General features: G+C 46.7%; 11 protein-coding genes. 6 read left to right on the forward strand and 5 right to left on the reverse strand.

The annotated features are described in order from the left end of the window. The first annotated feature begins 171 nt into the window (after positions 1-171). Positions 172-693, forward strand: a complete 522-nt coding sequence (locus tag JT719_RS14985) for a shikimate kinase (RefSeq protein ID WP_207434129.1) — start codon at positions 172-174, stop codon at positions 691-693. Positions 694-780: 87 nt separating this feature from the next. Continuing rightward, the gene (locus JT719_RS14990) at positions 781-1,389 is read left to right on the forward strand and encodes a sterol desaturase family protein (RefSeq protein WP_207434130.1); all 609 of its coding nucleotides are present in this window, start codon (positions 781-783) and stop codon (positions 1,387-1,389) included. 89 nt (positions 1,390-1,478) lie between these two features. Here JT719_RS14990 and JT719_RS14995 read toward each other — a convergent pair whose 3' ends face one another. Further along, complete coding sequence (locus JT719_RS14995; RefSeq protein ID WP_207434131.1) at positions 1,479-1,649, reverse strand: hypothetical protein; 171 nt, start codon at positions 1,647-1,649, stop codon at positions 1,479-1,481. Between the two features lie 439 nt (positions 1,650-2,088). Further along, the gene (locus tag JT719_RS15000) at positions 2,089-3,258 is read right to left on the reverse strand and encodes a S8 family serine peptidase (RefSeq protein WP_207434132.1); all 1,170 of its coding nucleotides are present in this window, start codon (positions 3,256-3,258) and stop codon (positions 2,089-2,091) included. 1,125 nt (positions 3,259-4,383) lie between these two features. On the opposite strand from JT719_RS15000, the gene JT719_RS15005 reads away from it, so the two are divergent. The 3 genes from JT719_RS15005 to JT719_RS15015 all read left to right on the forward strand — a co-directional run bounded on the left by JT719_RS15005 (position 4,384) and on the right by JT719_RS15015 (position 13,909). Continuing rightward, a complete protein-coding gene (locus JT719_RS15005) occupies positions 4,384-8,715 on the forward strand; it encodes a T9SS type A sorting domain-containing protein (protein ID WP_207434133.1) in 4,332 nt (1,443 codons plus the stop codon). Positions 8,716-9,590: 875 nt separating this feature from the next. Continuing rightward, complete coding sequence (locus JT719_RS25540; RefSeq protein ID WP_207434134.1) at positions 9,591-11,315, forward strand: T9SS type A sorting domain-containing protein; 1,725 nt, start codon at positions 9,591-9,593, stop codon at positions 11,313-11,315. Between the two features lie 623 nt (positions 11,316-11,938). Continuing rightward, on the forward strand, positions 11,939-13,909 hold the full coding sequence (locus JT719_RS15015; RefSeq protein WP_207434135.1) for a YDG domain-containing protein: 1,971 nt from the start codon (positions 11,939-11,941) through the stop codon (positions 13,907-13,909). 131 nt (positions 13,910-14,040) lie between these two features. Here JT719_RS15015 and JT719_RS15020 read toward each other — a convergent pair whose 3' ends face one another. Then, positions 14,041-15,408 (reverse strand): MBL fold metallo-hydrolase RNA specificity domain-containing protein, encoded by a 1,368-nt coding sequence (locus tag JT719_RS15020; RefSeq protein WP_207434136.1) that lies wholly within the window; start codon positions 15,406-15,408, stop codon positions 14,041-14,043. Between the two features lie 423 nt (positions 15,409-15,831). Here JT719_RS15020 and JT719_RS15025 point away from each other — a divergent pair, with 423 nt between their 5' ends. Continuing rightward, positions 15,832-17,373 (forward strand): SulP family inorganic anion transporter, encoded by a 1,542-nt coding sequence (locus tag JT719_RS15025; protein WP_207434137.1) that lies wholly within the window; start codon positions 15,832-15,834, stop codon positions 17,371-17,373. 321 nt (positions 17,374-17,694) lie between these two features. On the opposite strand, the gene JT719_RS15030 is transcribed toward JT719_RS15025, so the two are convergent. Continuing rightward, on the reverse strand, positions 17,695-18,720 hold the full coding sequence (locus tag JT719_RS15030; protein ID WP_207434138.1) for a UDP-glucose--hexose-1-phosphate uridylyltransferase: 1,026 nt from the start codon (positions 18,718-18,720) through the stop codon (positions 17,695-17,697). 38 nt (positions 18,721-18,758) lie between these two features. Continuing rightward, positions 18,759-19,925, reverse strand: a complete 1,167-nt coding sequence (locus tag JT719_RS15035; protein ID WP_207434139.1) for a galactokinase — start codon at positions 19,923-19,925, stop codon at positions 18,759-18,761. Positions 19,926-20,002: the final 77 nt, after the last annotated feature.

The following is a 20,002-nucleotide window of genomic DNA, read 5'->3' on the forward strand; positions in this document are numbered from 1 at the left end:
ATGAGCGATGGAGTGATGTAGTAAACAGGTAAAATGTGTTTTGAGGCTGTTCCTTAGAAATCAGGCTTAAAACACATTTGCTGTTTTATACCAGTTCAACTTCCCAAATTCATTCACTCCATTCCTCATTCTCTCAATCACTCATTCACTCCATCACTCATTTCAAAAAACATGAAGATCTTTCTGGTAGGCATGCCGGGGTGCGGAAAATCAACGGTGGGCAAAGTGCTGGCACAGCGGCTGAACTACACCTTCCTGGATCTGGATACCCTCATTGAGGAGCAGGAAGGCATGACGGTGCCGCAGGTGTTTGAGCAACGGGGGCAAGACTACTTTCGGCAAGCCGAAGCCAAGGCCTTGCGTCTGGCCGCTTCCAGGTCTGAGAACGTTGTGCTGGCTACCGGCGGTGGGGCTCCCTGTTTCTGCGAGAACATGCCTTTCATGCTCACCCACGGATTAACGGTTTACCTGAAGGTTTCTCCGCAGGATCTGGTCTCAAGGCTAACCGAGTTGGACTTACAGGCACGACCTTTGCTACGGAACAAAACCACGGCAGAATTGCTGCAGTATTTAACTGAAACATTGCACCAGCGCGAGCAGTTCTATAAAGAAGCCCCCTGCACAGTGGCGGCGGGCAGGGGTGCCGTAGAAGAGATTGCGCAGGAGATAGAGCAGTGCCTGGGTGCTTCATAAAACCCGGCAAGAGGCACTATCTGGATAATTTTAGTTATTTTTGCACGTTCCTCGGCAAGAGGCATTTGAACACAAATTACGTTTACTATGAAACCGAATCACAAAGGATCTGCAACGCTTTTTAAAAACCCAGTGCTGGAGCGCCTTACCCATACCCACATTGCGCTTCCTATTTCTATCTTTTTAGTAATTGCAACCGGCCTGCTGATTTATGGTTTTAGGTATGGCTTTCTGGATGTGCTCTCGGCTGTTGGCTTGTTCATGCTGGGTTGGCTCATGTTCTCTCTGGTAGAATACATGGCCCATCGGTTTATCTTCCACATGGCGCCTACCAATGAGTTCAAGAAAAACATTCAGTATACGTTTCATGGTAATCACCATGATTATCCCAAAGACAAGACCCGTCTGGCCATGCCTCCCATTGTGAGTCTGTTTCTGGCGTCTTTTTTCTTTTTCCTGTTTAAACTGATTTTTGGGAGCATGGTATTTGGCATAGTGGCCGGTTTCCTGTTCGGTTATGCGCTGTACCTGTTTGTGCACTATGCGGTGCACGCCTACGCGCCGCCTAAGAACTTCCTGAAGCAACTCTGGATACACCATGCCATCCACCACTACAAAGACCACGAGCGGGCTTACGGGGTGTCAACTCCTCTTTGGGACTGGGTGCTAGGTACAATGCCTGAACGCAAGAAATAACCCATTCAATAGCAAAACAGAGAAGGCCACCTGTAATAGGTGGCCTTCTCTGTTTTAAGGCTGTTTAGCCGAAAATACATCTAAAATCCTTATCTGCGGATCTTCTTAAGAAGCCATAGGATCAGGAGCACAATGATCACAATGATGATTACGGCCGTCCACATACCAGCTTCAAAGATGTCGCCAACCAACTCACAGCTAGACAAAGAAAGAGTGAGCAAGAGCAGAAGCGAATAAAAATATGCCTGTAGATTTTTCATAGTTGTAGTGTTTTGTCAAAGTAAACGGCTCAGGTTGTATGCTGCGCCTTTGGATATTTTGAGTACTAGGTTTTTACATAAAAGGTTGGTGTGATTTTTATAACTATAAGATTCACAAAGATGTGGCTAGTTGAAGATAAGGGAGTGGTAACTTGTGGAGAGAAGCGAGAATTGTAGCAAAGCATGATGCCGTGAGAAAATAGCTTGTTGTCCAATTGCTTTCCAGGAGCTCTGGGGTAATTACTTGCCAATCCCCTTTAGACTACCCATCTGCTTTGGAGAAGGTGACTCTGAGAAATGATGCAGAAGGTTCAAAGAGAAAAGCAGAAGTAGATAGATTAGGCGCCAAGCATTTATATATCATACAGTGCCATAAAGCACAAAAAAGGCTCGTTGCAAAACGAGCCTTTTGAAGTTGATACTACAGAGGAGGATTTTATTATTTCAATGCGATTGGATCTGGTTTGCCATCTGGGTCACCAGTAACGAAGCCTTGTGAATTCACTCTTCCGCCAGTGAGGGCTACAATGCCAGCTACGTGTGGAGCAGCGTAAGAAGTGCCATTCCCTGAAACGTAGCTGCTGCCTTTCCAGGTGGTACGGATGTTGGTGCCAGGAGCTGCAAATCTCACAGAAGCTCCAAAGTTAGAGCTGGAGTTGAATTTTCCGTAAGAATCCATGTTAGACACCACAAATACGTTAGGGGCTACTACGCGGGCAGGAGAATCGTTTTTGCAATCAATGTAGCTGTTGCCGGCGGCCACTACTACAAACATGCCTTTGGCGGCTGTTTTCTTCACCAGGTCATCCAGCATGGTGGAGCCATCAACCCGTAAGCTCATGTTCACCACATCGCCTGGTTTTCCGTTTTGGTAGGCATAGTTAAGGGCAGAATAGATGCGGGTAAGGGTGCCGTAACCTGTGTTGTCAAATACTCTTAAGGCTACAATTGTGGCATTGGCAGCTACGCCTACTACGCCTTCGTTGTTGTTTTTAGCGCCAATGATACCTGCCACGCCTGTGCCGTGACCGTACCCGTCTTCCCAGGAAGTAACCCCGGAGATAAAAGATTTGCTTCTTACTTTGTCTACGTTCAGGTCTGGGTGCGTAGACTGCACACCTGAGTCAATTACCCACACAGTTTTACCGGTGCCATCGCCGTAACCCACGCGAGCCACTCCCCATGGAATGGTTTGGGCGGAGACGGTAGTAGTTGTAGTGATAGTAGAGGAAAGGTTTGCGCTGCCCAGCATGACGGCTTGCTCCGGTTCAACGTAGGCTACGCTCTCATCTTGTTTCAATTGGTTTACTTCCTCTTTGGTAAGATTGCCAGTGAAGCCATCAGATGCTCCCGTGAATACATTGCTTAGCCGGTCTTGGGAAATCCCTAATCTCTTAAATAAGCGGTCTCTTACTTCCTGTTTGGAGGCAGCGTTGCCCTCCTTCATTACTACAATAAATTTACCCTCTATTGCTTTTGAAGAAGTAGCAGGTGCAACTGGGGTGGTTGCAGTTTCTTCTAAAAGCTCTTCTTTCTGGCAACCAGCCATAGTGAAAACAGAGGCAAGGGCAAAGAAAGAGACTGCTTTTTTGAAATTAGTAGGCTTCATGGTCCATCCTTTTTTATAAGTTAAAGACAATTGTATGCGTAACCTTTGGTTGTGCTTCTTCGTAACTTTCCGCCTCCTGTAAAGGTTCAATCATGTCTTAGAAAAGTGGGGACTTCCTGGGAGTTTAGCCTCAAATTGTTGGTTTTCATTGGAGAATTGCTTTTAAAGAAGAGAAGCTATGACTTAAACTTTTACCAACTTTATTCAATGTCAAAATGCTTGATGATAGTATAAACTTATGTCAAACCTGAGAAGGCTTTGGAAAAGTAATAAATCTCCAAGGTATGAAAGGAATCCTTAGCACAGATGATAAGCTACAAATGTGTGGTGGTTGCCTGAGTCTGCCTAACTGATTGTCATTTCTACAGATCCTCTACTTTTAGTCAATATTAGATGGTCCTATTGATAGAAGAATTGGTGTGGATGGAATAAGTCTTTATATGCCACAAGGCAATATGTTCATGCTTCTGTGCTGTGTTGGTCCTGCTTGCATCTTTAGGTTAGGTGCTGTAAGTCTGTACCCTAGTAATCATCCAAATGCTTAATGCAAAATTGTCCTTGAGTCACAGATGAAGTTATCTGAGTCATAGATGAAACTATAGGGTTCCCTAAATAGGCGATTGCATTGGATTAATGCTACAATAGATAGTTAAACAGTAGAGGTTAAGCCTAAATTGTGTGAAAGTTCTTATAATTTATTATGCATGCATAATAAATTATTGTAATATTTTACTTATGTGTAGTTACATAAAATATGGTCTTACTTAGAATTGAGATAAAAGGTTCTGTGTTAATTTAATAAAATATTTAATTTTAATACGAATTTATAGAAAGGAGTTTATAAATATTTTAAGAGTTCTTTGAGTATGAACCATGTGAAAGGTTTGATAAGATATTTGCTTCGGTAAAACATAAGTGACTTGTATAGAAAACGATAAAGGATGGTTGTCTAGGATTTAAATTAAGTATTTTATACTTGTAAACTTTAGTATTTATACTATTTAAGGGGAATAATTATAATTATTAGAAGGGTAGAATTGACAAAATTCATATTCAATTTTGTAGGAGTAAGTCAATAATATAATTGAGCAATACAAATACAATTGAATATTACTTAACCCTTTTATGAAAAACTTGTACTCGCTCTTGAGGAGTGGCATTGCGGTATTTTATTCGCAGATGCTGCTTGTGCTGAGACTGCTTAGAGCAAAAGTAACCTTTAGTAAAGAAACAGATTTTCCAGGGCAAACTTATTACTGTGCTGGAAAGTTGGCTCTATGCTTTTTATTTTTTCTGGTGTTTTCTGTTCAAAGTAGCTTTGGGCAAACCCCAGGAATGATTATTCAGAAAGCAACAGGCAATGGAGTGGCGGTCTTGGATCCAGATAATAATGGCTATGTGTCCAAAACTAAATCTGGTTTTTCTGGGTCAAATGACACGGGTGCAAACAGTGAAATCCCTTTTAAAATGCTTCCTCAATTTACTTCTCCTGAGCCACTAAATGATTTGGCTACGGGGTCCAATGGAGGGCACACAGATTTAGCTAATGCTCCCCTGGGGATGTGGTTTGATGGGACTAATGTTTACTTCAGGGTGAGATTAGGCGGTCACTCTACTGCATCAAAAGGGTACAGTTTTGTGATTGATGGCGATGGAGTTTTCAATGCCATCAAAGCGCAAAATGGCACATTGATTTCCTATAGAACACCTTCTGATGTGAAAAACTATGGTTTTGAATATGAGGTTGTTTTTGCTTCAAATTTTGATGTGCTGGTTTACCGGCACCAAGGAAGCGGCGATGCAAATGACCCTGTTTCATATTCTAGCAACATCATCTGGGAAGCCTCAAAGAATGGCGGATACACAAGTTACTCCCAAAAATCAATAGCGGGAACCACAGAAGGAGGGAATGCTGATTACTTTTATGATTTTTATGTGCCATTAAGTGCCTTTGGTGGAGGTATTACAGAAGATCAGAAGTTGCGGATAAGTGGTTCCACAGTCACAAGTGCACAAACTGGCTTAGAGGGAACTATCTCTGATATTGGTGGCGTGAATGACAAGAGCTATGGTAATGATAAGACAAAGATCTGGAAAGATGTTATACCAGCGTTTCCTCCAACCTCGCTCAATGAAATTAAAAATGGAGGGTTTGGTTGTGTCAAGCCATCTACTCCTGCCATCATAGGTACCTTAAAAGCTTACGATACTACAATCAAAGGTATTGCTAATGTTAGTGATGGATCTACAATCAAGCTCTATAAGAATGGAACTGTTGGTGCTGATGGCTCATTAACGGGAGGTACTTTGCTTGCAACTTCAGCAACGGTAGTTGTTTCAGGAGGAAGTTGGACTGCAACCCTCGCTGGAGGGGTGTTTATAAATGAGAATGATTTTATTCGGGCTGTTGTAACCTCTACAGAAGGGTGTGTTTCTGCTTATTCTACTGCCATTAAAGTGATTGGAGGCATTTGTTCCACTCCGGCTCCGTTAACTCCAAATGCTTCTAATGGAGGAAGCAATAAAGATATAAACGGAACTTACACAGGTGTTAGTAATTCGACTATCACTTTCACTATATACAAAATTATGGCAGATGGACGATATAGCAATTTGGCTAGTGACATCTATCAAGCTGGAACCGGGCCAGTAACCCAGGACGTGTCTTCTGCTACAGGCACCTACTCATACGGGTTTGGTGGAACCGGGCAGACACTAAATCAAGGTTCCTATGTGATTACTGCAAAGCTAGGGACCGGGTGTGAGTCAGCTTATTCCCCACCTGCATGTTTAGGCAATAAAACTGCCTCTGCAGCTACGCCAACTTGGACCATGACCACATCATCTTCTACCGTTAGTACATCTTCACTGAAAACAACTGATGTATCAGCATCCATTCAGGTGTCAACCACTATAGCGAATAATGCTGACTTTTCACAGGTAACATTTAGTTTGGTGAAAAGATTTGGCACAGCGCCTGCTTACAGCTACGTGACTTTAGCTACTTCGCCTTTAGTATCTGGAGGAACTGCGACTTATACTTTTAGCCTAACTCAAAGTCAAATTTCTAATCTTTCTGGCGGGGATGTTTTATTAGTTAGAGCTTTAGGTAATGCAACTGCTGTCTGCCCTGCGGAAAGTGGTTCTGTAATAACAGTAACTGCAAGTGCTTTGCCGGTAACGTCAACTCCTGCAATTACAGGCACTTATTGTACTTCTACGTCTATTCTTGCAGTGAATGGAACATCTTCCGAGATGCAAGGCACTACAATAAATGTATATAAGACAGGAACGGCCACGCCTATTGGTACTGCGTCTGTTCTGGCTGGTGGAGTTTGGTCAGCAAGCATTCCTGCCGGGGTGTTAACGCCTACTGCAACTTTCTATGCCACAGCTACGGCAGTAGGAAAGAGTGTAAGTACTAACACTACTAGCGCGACTGTAACTGGCAGATCTGCTTCAACAGGACTGGTGCTAACTTCACCCATCCCAAATGGTGCAATTGCTCTGTCGGGTACCAGCACAAAATCAGGTACTATCTTTGTGTACGTAGATGGTGAGAAACTAGGCCAAACTGCCACTGTTACTTCTAGCGGAGCGTCTGTTAATTGGACTGTTAGCGGTATTACCCAGGGTGTTCTTGTGGCAGGTTTGCCTGTGCAGATTTCTATCTCAGAAACTACTGGTTGTGGTGAAACAGAAAAAACGCAAGCGGTAGCTGTCTCCTGCGCACCTCCTGTGAAGACATTTACAGTATCTCCACTTTCCAGAACTATATGTACAGGTGGTACAGTCACCTTGACCACAAGCAGCTCGCAAGAAGGTGTTGTTTACCAGATTTTTAACCAGACCACAGGAGCATATACCGGTTCTTCCGTATTGGGTACTGGAGCAGCCATTGAGCTTACTTCGTCCTCTCTTTCTAACAGTGTGAATAGTGTACACAACTTGTTTGTAAAAGCTTATCAAGTGGTAGGGGGTTGTGAAGTAACACTTTCTGAAAATACGCCTATAGTCATTACCCTGAGCCCAACACCCGTAGCAGCAGGTATTTCTGCTTCGTCTACTAATGTTTGCTTTGGGCAGACGGTTGCTATTTCCGCTACCTCTAACTTGGTGAGAGGACTTTCTTACAGATTGTATAGGAACGGAACTGCTGAAGGAGAGGTGATCGTTTATAACGGTTCTAACAAGGTTGAATTCACGCCCGTTGTAAATGCTGCGTCTACTAAATTTACAGTGGTGGCATCGAGCGAGGGTTGTATGTCAGCAAATTCTAATGAACTCACTATTACAACTACCTCAGTCGCTGCGCCTATTGTTTCTTCTGGTGCAACTGCGTTTTGCGGTAGCGGGTCTACTACCATAAGTGTTTCTTCACCTCAGATTGGTTACAGATATGAGCTAATGAAAGGAACATCAGAGAATGGGGTGAGTGAGACTGTGACTACATGGCCAGCTTACATGGGTTCTGGTTCTGTTGAGTTTTATGTGAATGTAAAAGAAACAACCTACTACAAAGTGAAAGCGATTGCAGGTGTTTGCGAAAGCCCTGTTTCGTCAGCAATAAAGTTGGAAGTTGTTAACTGCAATATTACCTATAAAGTAGAACCGGCTTACCAAAGACGTGAGTATATTATGTATGAGATAATGGCTACACCTATCACAAATCCAGATAGTTCTTATACTTTCACCGGTGATAACTTGCTGATCGGTACAGCGGTAGACTCTAAAACAGGTCAAATCTATGTTTCTAATTTGGGCTCTTTGGCTACTGGTACCAAAACGGCTAATATCTTTGCAACCAATACTCGAACTGGAAAAGTTAGTAGAGTCCCTGTGACCTATAGTGTTAGCCCAGACGGAAATCCTACTGCCGCTGTGCGACCACTTGATCCAATAGTTCTTCCTGTTGAGTTAATCAGTTTTGCAGCTTCTCAGCAAACCACTGGAGTTCAACTAAGATGGGCTACTGCTTCTGAGAAAGACAATGACTTCTTCCAGGTAGAACGTAGCTTAGATGCTAAGAACTTTGTAAGCATTGGCCAAGTGAAAGGGAACGGAACCAGCAATGTATTGCAAAACTACAGTTTCACTGATGCAACTGCTCCAGCCGGCACCGTGTACTACCGCCTGAAGCAAGTTGACTTTGACGGTAAGTTTGAGTACTCCAAAGTGATTGCGGTAAAAGCAGATGGCAAGACAAGTGTTCAGGCATCTTTGGAGGTAAAACCAAATCCAACACCTGGCAAGCTGTTTTTAACTGCTTCAAATTTGGAAGGTGCCGGAAGTGTTACGTTGTTGCACACCAGCGGAAAAGCCGTGTCAACGCAAGAGGTGCAAGTGGTGGCTGGTCAGCCGCTAGAATTAGACCTGAGCAAACTTAGTCCTGGTGTTTACATTCTGCAGTTAAAAACCAGTACAGGTACTGCGGTAACCAGAATAGTAAAACAATAGGTGTGAAAGTTTAAGAATTCTTACCTAATAAAAAGAGGGCAGCCTGCATGGGTTGCCCTCTTTTTTTCTTGTTGTCATTTGGTAGTAGCCTTGGGTTGCTGTGGCAAGGCTGTTGCAAGCATGGAAGGGTTTAGTTGCTCTATAGTATCCTATGCTGGCTGGGTTTGTTCAGAAGGAATAAGTTTGAATGGCATCTACCCTTGGGTGTAAACTATCTCAAGAAAAAAACTTAAGCTAAAGGTTGCATAAAGAGAATTGGGAAGAGCGGAGACCGCTTTATATCCATAGAGATATTTGAATAATTATATTTGCAAAAAATGGTTAAAGAATCTTTGGACAAATATGACTAAGGAAAATTTTTTATCTGTATGTCAATTTTGAAGTTCAAAGGCAATGAATTAAAAAGTTAATGAGCATCGTAGGTTTTAATTGGTAAAACTTAGATGTACCTACTTGTATTTTGGCCTTAGTGACTAAGAAACTTATCTCTTTTACTAAAAGGGCTTTATTTTCTGTAAAGGTCTGCAAATTGTACATAGCTAATAGAGTAAACTTCTGAATTTGAACAATTTAGATAGTAGGGCTACTTTTGAGGGCTGTAATGAATATGCTTCTTGCTCTTTCAGGAATGCATACGCAGATGAAATGTTCAATTTAGTAGTTCTATGAAGTACCTTTATTCTTTTAAAATTCTGTTTTTGCTCGTGTTCGCCTGCTTCCTGGGTAAGGAAGCATTCTCGCATGAAAAGATTACCATTCCTGGAAGTAACTCTAAAGAAGTCAGTGGTAAATCTTCTTTAAAGTGCCAAAAAACTGATGCGCCTGCTTTTTTAGCGCAAACTCAAAGCACAGTTCCTGATAAAGTAGTTATTGAGGTGAGTCTTCAGAATGTCTCAACTGCTCCCTCTTTAGAATATGCTAACCTGAAGTTTAACAAAGCAGGGGTGTTCACCTTTGAGTTAGACGACAACAGTGGCAAAGCAGTAGATGTATTAAAAGTGTTGAGCGGGGGTACGGCATCTAATGGCGTGACTTACACCGGTAAAACTTTCACCGATGGTTGTGGAAATACAATTCATTACCGCGGGGCTATTGCCCTGAACTACCTTAACAATTACAACCAGGACCAGATTGTGTATACCTCTTCCGGGAAAAAAATAAACCAGGAAGGGCTGAATGCTTTGGTGAGAAGCAAGTGGACCCTGGAAAATCATGGCTACGCCCATAGTGCTGGCAACACTTTAATTGATGGAGACATAGCCAAGAACATCCACGAAAATACCAAAGTGTTTTACTCTAAAATGGCGGCGGCAGGTCTGCCATTTAGGATGCGGGTAGCAGTAACCCCAACAAATGACGAGGGGTATCACCCCACCAGCAAGCAATTGGGCTACATTGGGCTAACCACCCAAACGAAGCGTGACGAGGGCCCAATGTTCTTTGGCTATGCTGCCCTGTCCGCCGATTGGAGCCAGATGCTGTATACCCACAGGTCCTTCAATGATAAATGGGATCAAACCACTACTAATTCTTTCAAAGAGAAGTTTGACAGGCTTTTGTTGGCAAAAGCTACCCCGGCTACGCCTCAAATGTTCAGGTTAGGCACGCACGGGCCTGATGTGCCCAAATTCGCAGAGTTGATGGATTATCTGCAGACAGCCTCCAAAGACCGGGTTTGGGTGCCTTCTTTTCAGGAGTTGATAGAGTATTTTGAGGTGAAGAGACTTTTGGTTAGAACCTCAACGTATGATGCCGTTACTAAGAAATTGGTGATCACTCTTGATTACTCAAAAATTCCGGAGCACAACCGTTTCAGAGATGTGTCTCTGTTGCTAAAGGGCGGAAGCATTTCCTCTGTAGTAGTAAAAAGCGGAACCCTAGATAAGGTTTCGTTTAATTCCTCTACTGGCCTGATCAACCTATTCAAGGAGAAAAAGACTTTTGCTGATCCGGCTCTGGATGTACTGCCTCCTAAGATCACGAGTGCCACTATTACCGAGGTTAACAAAGTGCGGGTGGTGTTTGATCGTCCGGTTGTTCTGACTAAAGAAGGATTTACTATTAAGTCTGCAGGAGTGGAAGTGCCCGTGGTGGAGGTGATAGGCAAAGGGAATGTATGGGATTTGAAAGTGCAAAACACATACAATAAATCAAGTGTTTTGTCACTTTACTACCGTATGCAAAGAGGCGCCTCTGTAGATGCCAGTAACTTTGCCTTCAAAGTTGGGAGCTACATTGGCAAGAAAGTGGTGAATAAGATAGGAACCAGTACTGTGACTACCTCCGGCACCAGTGCGCTTGAAACCGATACAGATAATGGTGTTGAAAATGACTTGCTCAACCAAGCTGATGCTACTCCCTCATTGATGGCTCGCCCTAACCCTACGGAGGGAATTGTGTATTTGTCTTCCCAGGCTCCTTTGGGCGCAGGTACGGTAACGGTGTACAACAGTGTCGGAAAAGCGGTGCTCACGCAAACGGTTCAGGTGGAAGCGGGGCAAAGCCTCTCTGTAGACTTAAATAAATTGGCTCCAGGTACATATCTGGTGCAGCTTGTAGCTGCTGACGGGATAGCAACTACTAAGGTGATTAGGAAGTAAAGCTTTTTTCCCATCAAAACGAAAGAAGGCTGCCGGATACGGCAGCCTTCTTTCGTTTTGATGGGTATGTTGAAGGAGTATATCTCTGAAGGTTTGCGCTCAGCGCTTATTGGCCCATCAGAAAATTATGGCTTTCTATGGTTAGAGTGAAGTTTACCTTGTTTTGGCTTTGTTGTATAGCGTGTTTTCTCCCTTTTGCAGATTGATTGGGGCTTTAGATAAATGTCTGGTGTAGGGTTTACAGGTCTATTCTAATGATATACCATTGATTGAGATAGAATACTGTGTTTAGAATTTTTAGTTTATAAAATAGTTAATAAAATATATAATAATATAAAGAACTTTTGTATTGTAAGATGAAAACTTATGGTGGTAATAGTCTTTGATATAAAGTTTAACTTAAAATTATTAAAATCTAAAAGCAGAGTATTAGTATATAAGCAGACTTATAATTAAAAAAAATTATAATATAAAATATATTAAATTGTATGATGTAGAAGTATAAATTCTATTTCGTAGTTTTTTGCCTCTTCAAAAAATGAATCATTCTTATCAGATTTGTGTAATTAATACAAGAAAATATTCTTGTAATTCAATATCAATAGATCTTAATAGAATAATTTATGAGAAACTTGTACTCTGTTGACGGGCTAGGGTTAGTTGAAAGGAGGGCATATGTTAAGCTTACTGTTCAGGCTTCTAAAGTAATTTTTAACAAGATGCCAAAGAGCAATATGCCTTGGAGTGTTTCTGCTCTTAAAAGAGTCTCTTTGTTTTTATTCCTTGTGGGGGTGTTGTTCCTGTCTGGAACTAATTTGGTGCAGGCTCAAGAAATTAGAGTTACAAGTGTTGTGCCTACTTCCCTTTGTGCAGGTTCTTCAATTACAGTTGGATTTACTGCCAAAAATGGAACATCAAATAGCGCAAGTAGCGGACAGTGGTTTGTAAACAATGCTATTTTCCGATTAGATATAAGTGAACCTGGCGGAGCCGGAACATTTAGTTTGGTAAATGGATTTACCGTTACAAGAACCAATGCTACTTTTCAAACAGGTAGGAACGCTGAAAATTTTTATACAGGAACAGTAAATCTTCCCGCTGGTTTAGTTTCAGGAAGTTACAGGGTTCAAGTGCATTCCGTACCTCCGGCTAATACTATATCTCCAGCTGTTAAAAGTTTGCCTAGTGATCTTATCACTGTAAAAGCGGGAGCCCCCGTGAGTGGTGGAGACAAGTCGTTTACTTATGGAGAGACTCCGAGTTTAAGCGCTACAGCATATGAGGGGCAATCAATTGATTGGTATGATGCAGACGGTAATCTGGTCTCCAATGCTTCAAATACAATAGAGACTACTAACCTTACAACTAAGGTGGTAACCTCAAGCTTTACTCCTTCTGTAGCAGTTGCTAAATCCTATACTTTCTATGCTCAAGCGCGTGGCTCATGTGCAACTACGGTTAGAACTCCAATAAAACTTACCATAAATAAAATACTTCTTACGGTAACAGTGGTAGACAAAAGCCAATTAAATAAGGTGTATGACGGCAAGGTCACAGTTCCGCTTCTTGTCAGTAACATGTCAGTTGGTGGGGTATTAGCCCGTGATGCAAATATTGAATTTCTGGACCCAAATGTTTCCCCAACTGCAACTTTTGCGGATAAAATTGTTAATCCTAATAAGATTGTGACTGTGACTGGATATAAACTCACAGAAGCTGCCGCTGTCAATTACGATATTCCTTTGTCTATACAGGTGCCTGGTATTGCTATAAGTTCGTTAGGAATTACAGGCAAGTTTACTGCAGATGATAAGACACACGATGGTAAGACAGATGCTGTTATTCTGACTCGGGAATTAGTTGGTACAATTCCAGGGGATTTGGTGAGTCTTATTGGAGGTGTTGCCCACTTTGAGGATCCGCATTCAAGTGAGGAGTTGAAGCGGGTGATTTTTGACATGACCAATGCGTCCCTAACAGGAGCGGACGCAGGTAACTATTCGCTCACCTCCGTCGCTGATGCTTTTGCCAAGATAAATAAAGTGCTGCCTGTAACTTTGGTAGACTTTGAAGGCAAGCAGAGGAATGCCTCCGTTTACCTGTATTGGAGAACGGCCTCCGAGAAAGACAATGACTACTTTCAAGTGGAGCGCAGCCAAGACGGCAAGGCTTTCATTGCCATCGGCCAGGTAAAAGGAAATGGAACTACCAATGTGGTTCAGAACTACAGCTTCACAGATGGTGTTGCTCCAGCTGGCACCGTGTACTACCGTCTCAAGCAGGTGGACTATGATGGCAAGTTTGAGTACTCCAAGGTGATCGCCGTGAAAGCAGACGGAAGAAGTGGCGCAGAAGCTACCTTGGTGGCCAAGCCCAACCCAACACCGGGCAAAGTGGTATTCACTTCCACAGATGCAGCATCTGGGCCTGTAACACTTATCCTGTACCACAGCAGTGGTAGGGTAGTAGTGCAGAAGCAGGTAGAACAAGGTCAGGAATTGTCCCTTGATCTTGCCGGTCAGGTTCCGGGTATCTACTATGTGCAGGTGCAAACCACTACTGGTAAAACTACCACCCGAGTAGTGAAGCAATAAGCACCAACAGAACAGCCCATAAACAGAAAGGCCACCTCCTATGAGATGGCCTTTCTGTTTATGAACAGGTTATTTTAGGTCTGTTTTCCCTGAATCAGGTCTAAAACGCTCTGCGTAAAGGAGGTCGAATGTTACACTACATAAGACAACCGGAACTCTGGGATCTCTATGTTCTGGTAGCCAAGCTCCGTTAGGTCATCGCGGAGCTGGTGCATGACCGATTTCTCGCCGTGTACCAGGAAAATGCGCTGGATCTTCTCTTTGTCCTGGCAGTGCAGGAACTTGGCAATGTCGCCGTAATCTGCGTGGGCGCTGTATTCTTTCATAACCAGCATCTCGGCTTTCACCTCCACTTCATCGCCAAGAATATAGACTTTCTCGGCTCCGTTCATGAGTTTGCCGCCTACGGTAGAAGGCTCGCAGTAGCCGGTGATGAGCACCGCGCTGTTGGGGTCTGGTAAGTTGGTCTTGAGGTGGTGCTGGATGCGACCCGCTTCCATCATGCCCGAGGAGGAGATGATCACGCAAGGTTCGTCAATCTTGTTCAGTTCTTTGGAATCACTGACCTCGGTGATGTAGCTCAGTTGCGGAAACCCGAACGGATCTGGGTCGTCCTTGATGTACTCCTGCATGGTCTCGTTGAAGTACTGCGGGTTGTCGCGCATGATGTCAGTGGCGTAGACGGAAAGCGGGCTGTCTACAAACACCTTCACATCGGGCAGGCGGCCTTCCTCGGCCAGGTAGTTGAGCGAGTAGATCAGCTCCTGGGTGCGGCCGATGCTGAACGCCGGTACCAGCAGTTTGCCCTGGCGCTCCACGCACACTTCCTGCACTATTTTCTGCAAACGTTCCTCGGTGTTCTCCAGGCTGTCGTGCACGCGGTTGCCGTAAGTAGACTCGCAGATGATGATTTCGGCCTGTGGGAAGGGTTGCGGCGGATTAAGGATACGGTTGGCAAACCGCCCGATGTCGCCGCTGAAGCAAAGGGTGCGTTCGCGGCCATCGTCTTGCAGCCGCAGGTAAATGGCGGCGCTGCCCAGTACGTGGCCGGTGTCGGTGAAGAGCAGTTCTATGTCTTCGGCAATTTGGTAAGGTTCGTTGTATGGCACCGTTACAAACTGCTCCAGGGCTTTCTCGGCATCTTCCTCGGTGTAAAGCGGTTTGCTGGAGCCGTTGCTGTTGTTCTGCTGAATGCGGGCACTATCCCGCAGCAGCAGTTTGCAGAGTTCCAGCGTAGGCGGGGTGCAGTAAATGGGGCCTGAATACCCATCGGCCACCAGCCGTGGGAGCAAACCAGAATGGTCAATATGGGCGTGCGAGAGAATGACACAGGTAAGGTTCTCTGGTTCAAAGTCAAAGGAGCTGTTCCGTTCCTCGGTTTTGTCGCCCATGCCCTGGGTTAAGCCGCAGTCCAGCAGAATGCGCTTCCCGTTCTCCAACGTCACTAAATGCTTGCTGCCGGTCACGGTCTGGGCCGCACCGTAAAAAGATATCGTCATAGAGGTTCTTCTAAATCTAAATAGGTGGCTTTTGTACGGGCGAGGAGCTGCGTGGTTGTGGCAAACCGTTAAACCAAAAGACAGGAAAGTGTTCTTAGTGGTGAGAGGTAAACGTGTTTTGGGCCTGTTTTCTATGAATCGGCCTTAAAACACCCAATGCATCACTGTCTGGACACACCTGCGACCTGCCCTGGCGCCGGAAGGAAGAGTGGCAGAAAAATGGTACCTTTGCACCTGCTATGTCAAATTTCCTCCAATTTATAGCGCTTACTCCGCCGTGAGTACCAGTCCGCTCCACCCTTCTGGCAGGGGCGTTTCCTTTCTTTTCTGCTGTTGAGTTCTGTCCGGTTAAGGGTTGCCAGACCTTTCATAGGCCTGTGGCGTAGCCGTAACCGTACTTTCTGTTTTTAGAGTTTTAGTACCATGATTCCTTCTTTACGCTTATTTGATTTCAGCCAAAAAGTAGATTATAAAAAAGAGATTCTGGCCGGGCTCACCGTGGCCATGACCATGATTCCCGAGTCTTTGTCCTTCGCCATTCTGGCGGGTTTTCCGCCGCTGGTGGGTTTGTACGCTGCCTTCATCATGGGGCTGGTGACGGCCGTGCTGGGTGGTAGGCCCGGCATGATCTCGGGCGGAGCCGGGGCCACGGCGGTGGTCTTGATCGCGCTCATGCAGTCGCACGGCCTGGAGTACGTGTTCGCGGCGGTTGCCCTGGCCGGGGTTCTGCAAATTCTGGTGGGCATGTTCAAGCTGGGCAAGTTCATCCGGTTGGTGCCGCAGCCGGTGATGTACGGTTTTGTGAACGGTTTGGCAATCATCATCTTCATGTCGCAGATAGGCCAGTTTAAGACGGTGGTGAACGGCGAGACCACTTGGCTTACCGGCGAGCCTTTGTACATCATGGCCGGTCTGGTGGCGTTGACCATCGGCATCATCATCGTTTTGCCCAGGATCACCAAAGCGGTGCCGCCGTCGTTGGTGGCCATTATCGTGGTTTTTGCGGTAGTGATGGGCTTCGGCATCGAGACCAAGATGGTGCGTGATATTGCCGCCGTAAGCGGAGGGTTGCCGCCTTTCCATGTTCCGCAGCTTCCGTTTACTTTGGAGACCCTGCAAATCATTTTCCCTTACGCCCTCATCATGGCCGGGGTAGGCCTAACCGAAAGCCTGCTGACCCTGAACCTGGTAGACGAGATCACCGGCACCAGAGGCAACGGCAACCGCGAGTGCGTGGCGCAGGGCAGCGCGAATGTGCTGAACGGCTTTTTCTTTGGCATGGGCGGTTGCGCAATGATCGCGCAGACGCTGGTGAACCTTTCGGCGGGGGCCAGGGCGCGGCTGGCCGGGATTATCTCGGCCTTCACTATCCTGGCCATTATCCTGGTGGGCGCCCCGGTGATAGAGCGGGTGCCCATGGCGGCACTGGTGGGCGTGATGGTGATGGTCTCCATCGGGACGTTTGAGTGGATCAGCTTTCGGATCATCAACAAAATGCCCCGCCACGATGTGTTCGTGGGGATTCTGGTGGCATCTATCACCGTTTGGCTGCACAACCTGGCTCTGGCGGTGCTTATTGGGGTGATCATCTCGGCGCTGGTGTTTGCCTGGGAGAGCGCCAAGCGCATCAGGGCCAGAAAGTACGTGGATGAGAAAGGTGTGAAGCACTATGAACTGTATGGTCCCTTGTTCTTCGGGTCAGTCACGGCCTTTACCGAGAAATTCGATGTTCAGAATGACCCCGAGGTAGTAATCATCGATTTCAGGGAAAGCCGCGTGGCCGATATGTCCGGCATTGATGCCCTGCACAAACTCACCGAGCGCTACCACAAAGCCGGCAAGAAACTGCACCTGCGCCACCTGAGCCCCGATTGCCGCCTGCTGCTCCAAAACGCCGATGCCGTCATTGACGTCAACATCCTGGAAGACCCGCAGTACGCCGTGGTAACGGATAAATTGGCGTAGTCTTCCCTCTTAAATGAGAGTTTCGTTTCGGGCTTATTTTCAGAAAATCGGACTCAAAACGGGACTTGGTTTATAGAATCAGATGTTTGTTTTAAGGCTGATTTTCTGAAAAATGGCTCTAATCGCTAAGCTAATCCAAGGGCTTGGTTGAACTTAATGCGCTTGCTCAAAAGACCTCGTAGTGTCCGGAGGACCTGCGAGTGTTTATGTCACCTGCCTCTCCTTAAACGAAAAGACCTCACAAGTTTTTAAAACCTGTGAGGTCTTCTGTTTTAGTATTCTGGTTTAAAGCTGATTTCCTGAAAACAGCCTAAAAACAACTTACAGCAGGGCTCTGAGTCTTTCGGCGGCGCTCTCGGGAGTGATGTCGCGCTGCGGGTTGGCCATGAGCTCGTAGCCGACCATGAACTTCTTCACCGTGGCGGACCTCAGCAGGGGCGGGTAGAAGTGCATGTGCAGGTGCCAGCCCGGGTAGTCCTTGCCGTCGGTGGGCGCCTGGTGGATGCCGGCCGAGTACGGGAAGGAGGTATTGAACAGCTTGTCGTACACGCTGGAGAGGCGCTTCATGATGTCGGCGTAGGCGAGCTTCTCGTCCTCGGTGATCTCACCGAGGTGGCCGAAGTGCCGCCGGGGGATGACGATGGTCTCGAAGGGCCACACCGCCCAGAAGGGCACCAGCGCCACGAAGTGCCCGTTCTGTGCTACGATGCGTTTGTTCTCCTCTAGCTCCAAAGCGAGGTAATCAGAAAGCAGGCTTCTCCCGTTCTCCTGGAAGTAGGCCTCCTGCTGCACGGTCTCCCTGGCCGGATCACCTGGTACCGAGCTCTGCGCCCAGATCTGCCCGTGCGGGTGGGGGTTGCTGCTGCCCATCACCGAGCCCTTGTTCTCGAAGATCTGCACGTAGCTGATCTCCTCCATAGCGCCCAATTCCAGGTATTGCTCCTGCCACAGGTCCACGACCTTCTTGATGTCCGGGGTCTCCATGTCGGAGAGGGTCAGGTCGTGGCGGGGCGAGAAGCAGATGACCTTGCAGATGCCGCGCTCGCTCTCGGCCCGGAGCAGCCCGCCCTTGGCGAAGGAGCCGGTGGGGCTGTCGGCCTGCAGGGCGGCGAAGTCGTTGGTGAACACGAAGGTGGAGGGGTAGTCGGGGTTGGTCTCGCCGTTGGCGCGCACGTTGGTGGGGCACAGGTAGCAGCCCGGGTCGTACTGCGGCCGGGTGTCCTTCTCGGCGGTCTCCTGCTGCCCCTGCCAGGGGCGCTTGGAGCGGTGCGGTGACACCAGCACCCACTCCCCCAAGAGAGGGTTGAAGCGCCGGTGCGAGTGCTCCGTGATATCGAATGAATTCATAGTTTCTAAAGGTAAGAATGGAAGAGAGCCGGTGCTGGTTATTTTTTGGAGAAGTCAAGCGGGACCAGGCTGCTGCCGTCCACAATCTCGGCTACGTACGTCTTGAGCGTGATGCCGTACTGCTCCTGGTAGGCTTCGGTCATCTGGCGGGTGAACTCATCCAATTGGGCTAGTTTCACCAGGTTGATGGTGCAACCTCCAAATCCTCCGCCCATCATGCGGGCCCCCAGCACGGCGTCTGAGTCTCTGGCTTTGTCGGCCAGGAAGTCCAGCTCAGGGCAACTCACCTCATAGTCATGCTGCAATCCTTTGTGCGAAGCGAACATCTTCTGCCCGAACGCCTCCAGGTCGCCACGCTCCAGGTCTTGGCAGGCTTCTTCTACGCGCAGGTTTTCCTGTACCACGTAGGTGCAGCGGCGGTATACCACCGGGTCAAACTCGGCTTGGTGCTGCGACAGCATCTCCAGGGTCACGTCTCTCAAGCTGTGAATCTGTGGATAATGTTTCTGCAGAATGGCCACGCCGGTTTCGCATTCCTGCCGACGGGTGTTGTACTCACTGGAAGCCAGGGAGTGTTTCACCTGCGTGTCGCAGAGCACGATGCGGTAATCATCAATGTTGAAAGGGTAGTACTGGTACTCCAGTGAGCGGCAGTCCAGCTTTACCACGTGGTTGTGCTTGCCAAACATACTGGCGAACTGGTCCATGATGCCGCACATTACCAGCGCGTACTCATGCTCGGCCTTCTGGGCCATCTTCACCATGTCGAACCGTTCAATACCGTAGGCATACAGGTAGTTCAGCGCATACGCCAGACCGCATTCCACCGCCGCCGAAGAAGAAAGTCCGGCGCCAATGGGCACGTTGCCCCCAAACACCAGGTCAAACCCTTTCACCTCATAGTTGGCTTTCTGCAGCTGCGCCACTACCCCCAGCAGGTAATTGGCCCACCCTTTATCGGTGCGGTGCACGTCTGTGAGAGAGAAGTCTGCGCTTTCATCCAGGTCAAAGGCATGGGCCCGCATGGTCTGGGTGCCGTTTGGCGCAATGGCGAAATAGATCTCTTTGTTAATGGCTGCCGGTAATACAAAGCCCTCATTGTAATCTGTGTGTTCTCCAATGAGGTTTACCCGGCCAGGCGACCGGACTACCACCGGCTCTGTTTTGAATAGCTCTTTGAATCTGGCTACAATGTCTTCAACCATGGTTGCTCTATAAAAGTGAATCTCCGGGTGAGGTGCTCACCCGGAGATATTACTAACGGAAGTTAAAATGCTTTGAT

The sequence above is a fragment of the Sabulibacter ruber genome (genome assembly GCF_017355955.1).
In the GTDB taxonomy this organism is placed as follows: domain Bacteria; phylum Bacteroidota; class Bacteroidia; order Cytophagales; family Hymenobacteraceae; genus Nibribacter; species Nibribacter ruber_A.

Bases quoted from the DNA above. Each gene is read 5' to 3' on its own strand.
- JT719_RS14985 (WP_207434129.1), top strand. From the start codon at position 172: ATGAAGATCTTTCTGGTAGGCATGCCGGGGTGCGGAAAATCAACGGTG.
- JT719_RS14990 (WP_207434130.1), top strand. From the start codon at position 781: ATGAAACCGAATCACAAAGGATCTGCAACGCTTTTTAAAAACCCAGTG.
- JT719_RS14995 (WP_207434131.1), bottom strand. From the start codon at position 1,649: ATGAAAAATCTACAGGCATATTTTTATTCGCTTCTGCTCTTGCTCACT.
- JT719_RS15000 (WP_207434132.1), bottom strand. From the start codon at position 3,258: ATGAAGCCTACTAATTTCAAAAAAGCAGTCTCTTTCTTTGCCCTTGCC.
- JT719_RS15005 (WP_207434133.1), top strand. From the start codon at position 4,384: ATGAAAAACTTGTACTCGCTCTTGAGGAGTGGCATTGCGGTATTTTAT.
- JT719_RS15015 (WP_207434135.1), top strand. From the start codon at position 11,939: ATGAGAAACTTGTACTCTGTTGACGGGCTAGGGTTAGTTGAAAGGAGG.
- JT719_RS15020 (WP_207434136.1), bottom strand. From the start codon at position 15,408: ATGACGATATCTTTTTACGGTGCGGCCCAGACCGTGACCGGCAGCAAG.
- JT719_RS15025 (WP_207434137.1), top strand. From the start codon at position 15,832: ATGATTCCTTCTTTACGCTTATTTGATTTCAGCCAAAAAGTAGATTAT.
- JT719_RS15030 (WP_207434138.1), bottom strand. From the start codon at position 18,720: ATGAATTCATTCGATATCACGGAGCACTCGCACCGGCGCTTCAACCCT.
- JT719_RS15035 (WP_207434139.1), bottom strand. From the start codon at position 19,925: ATGGTTGAAGACATTGTAGCCAGATTCAAAGAGCTATTCAAAACAGAG.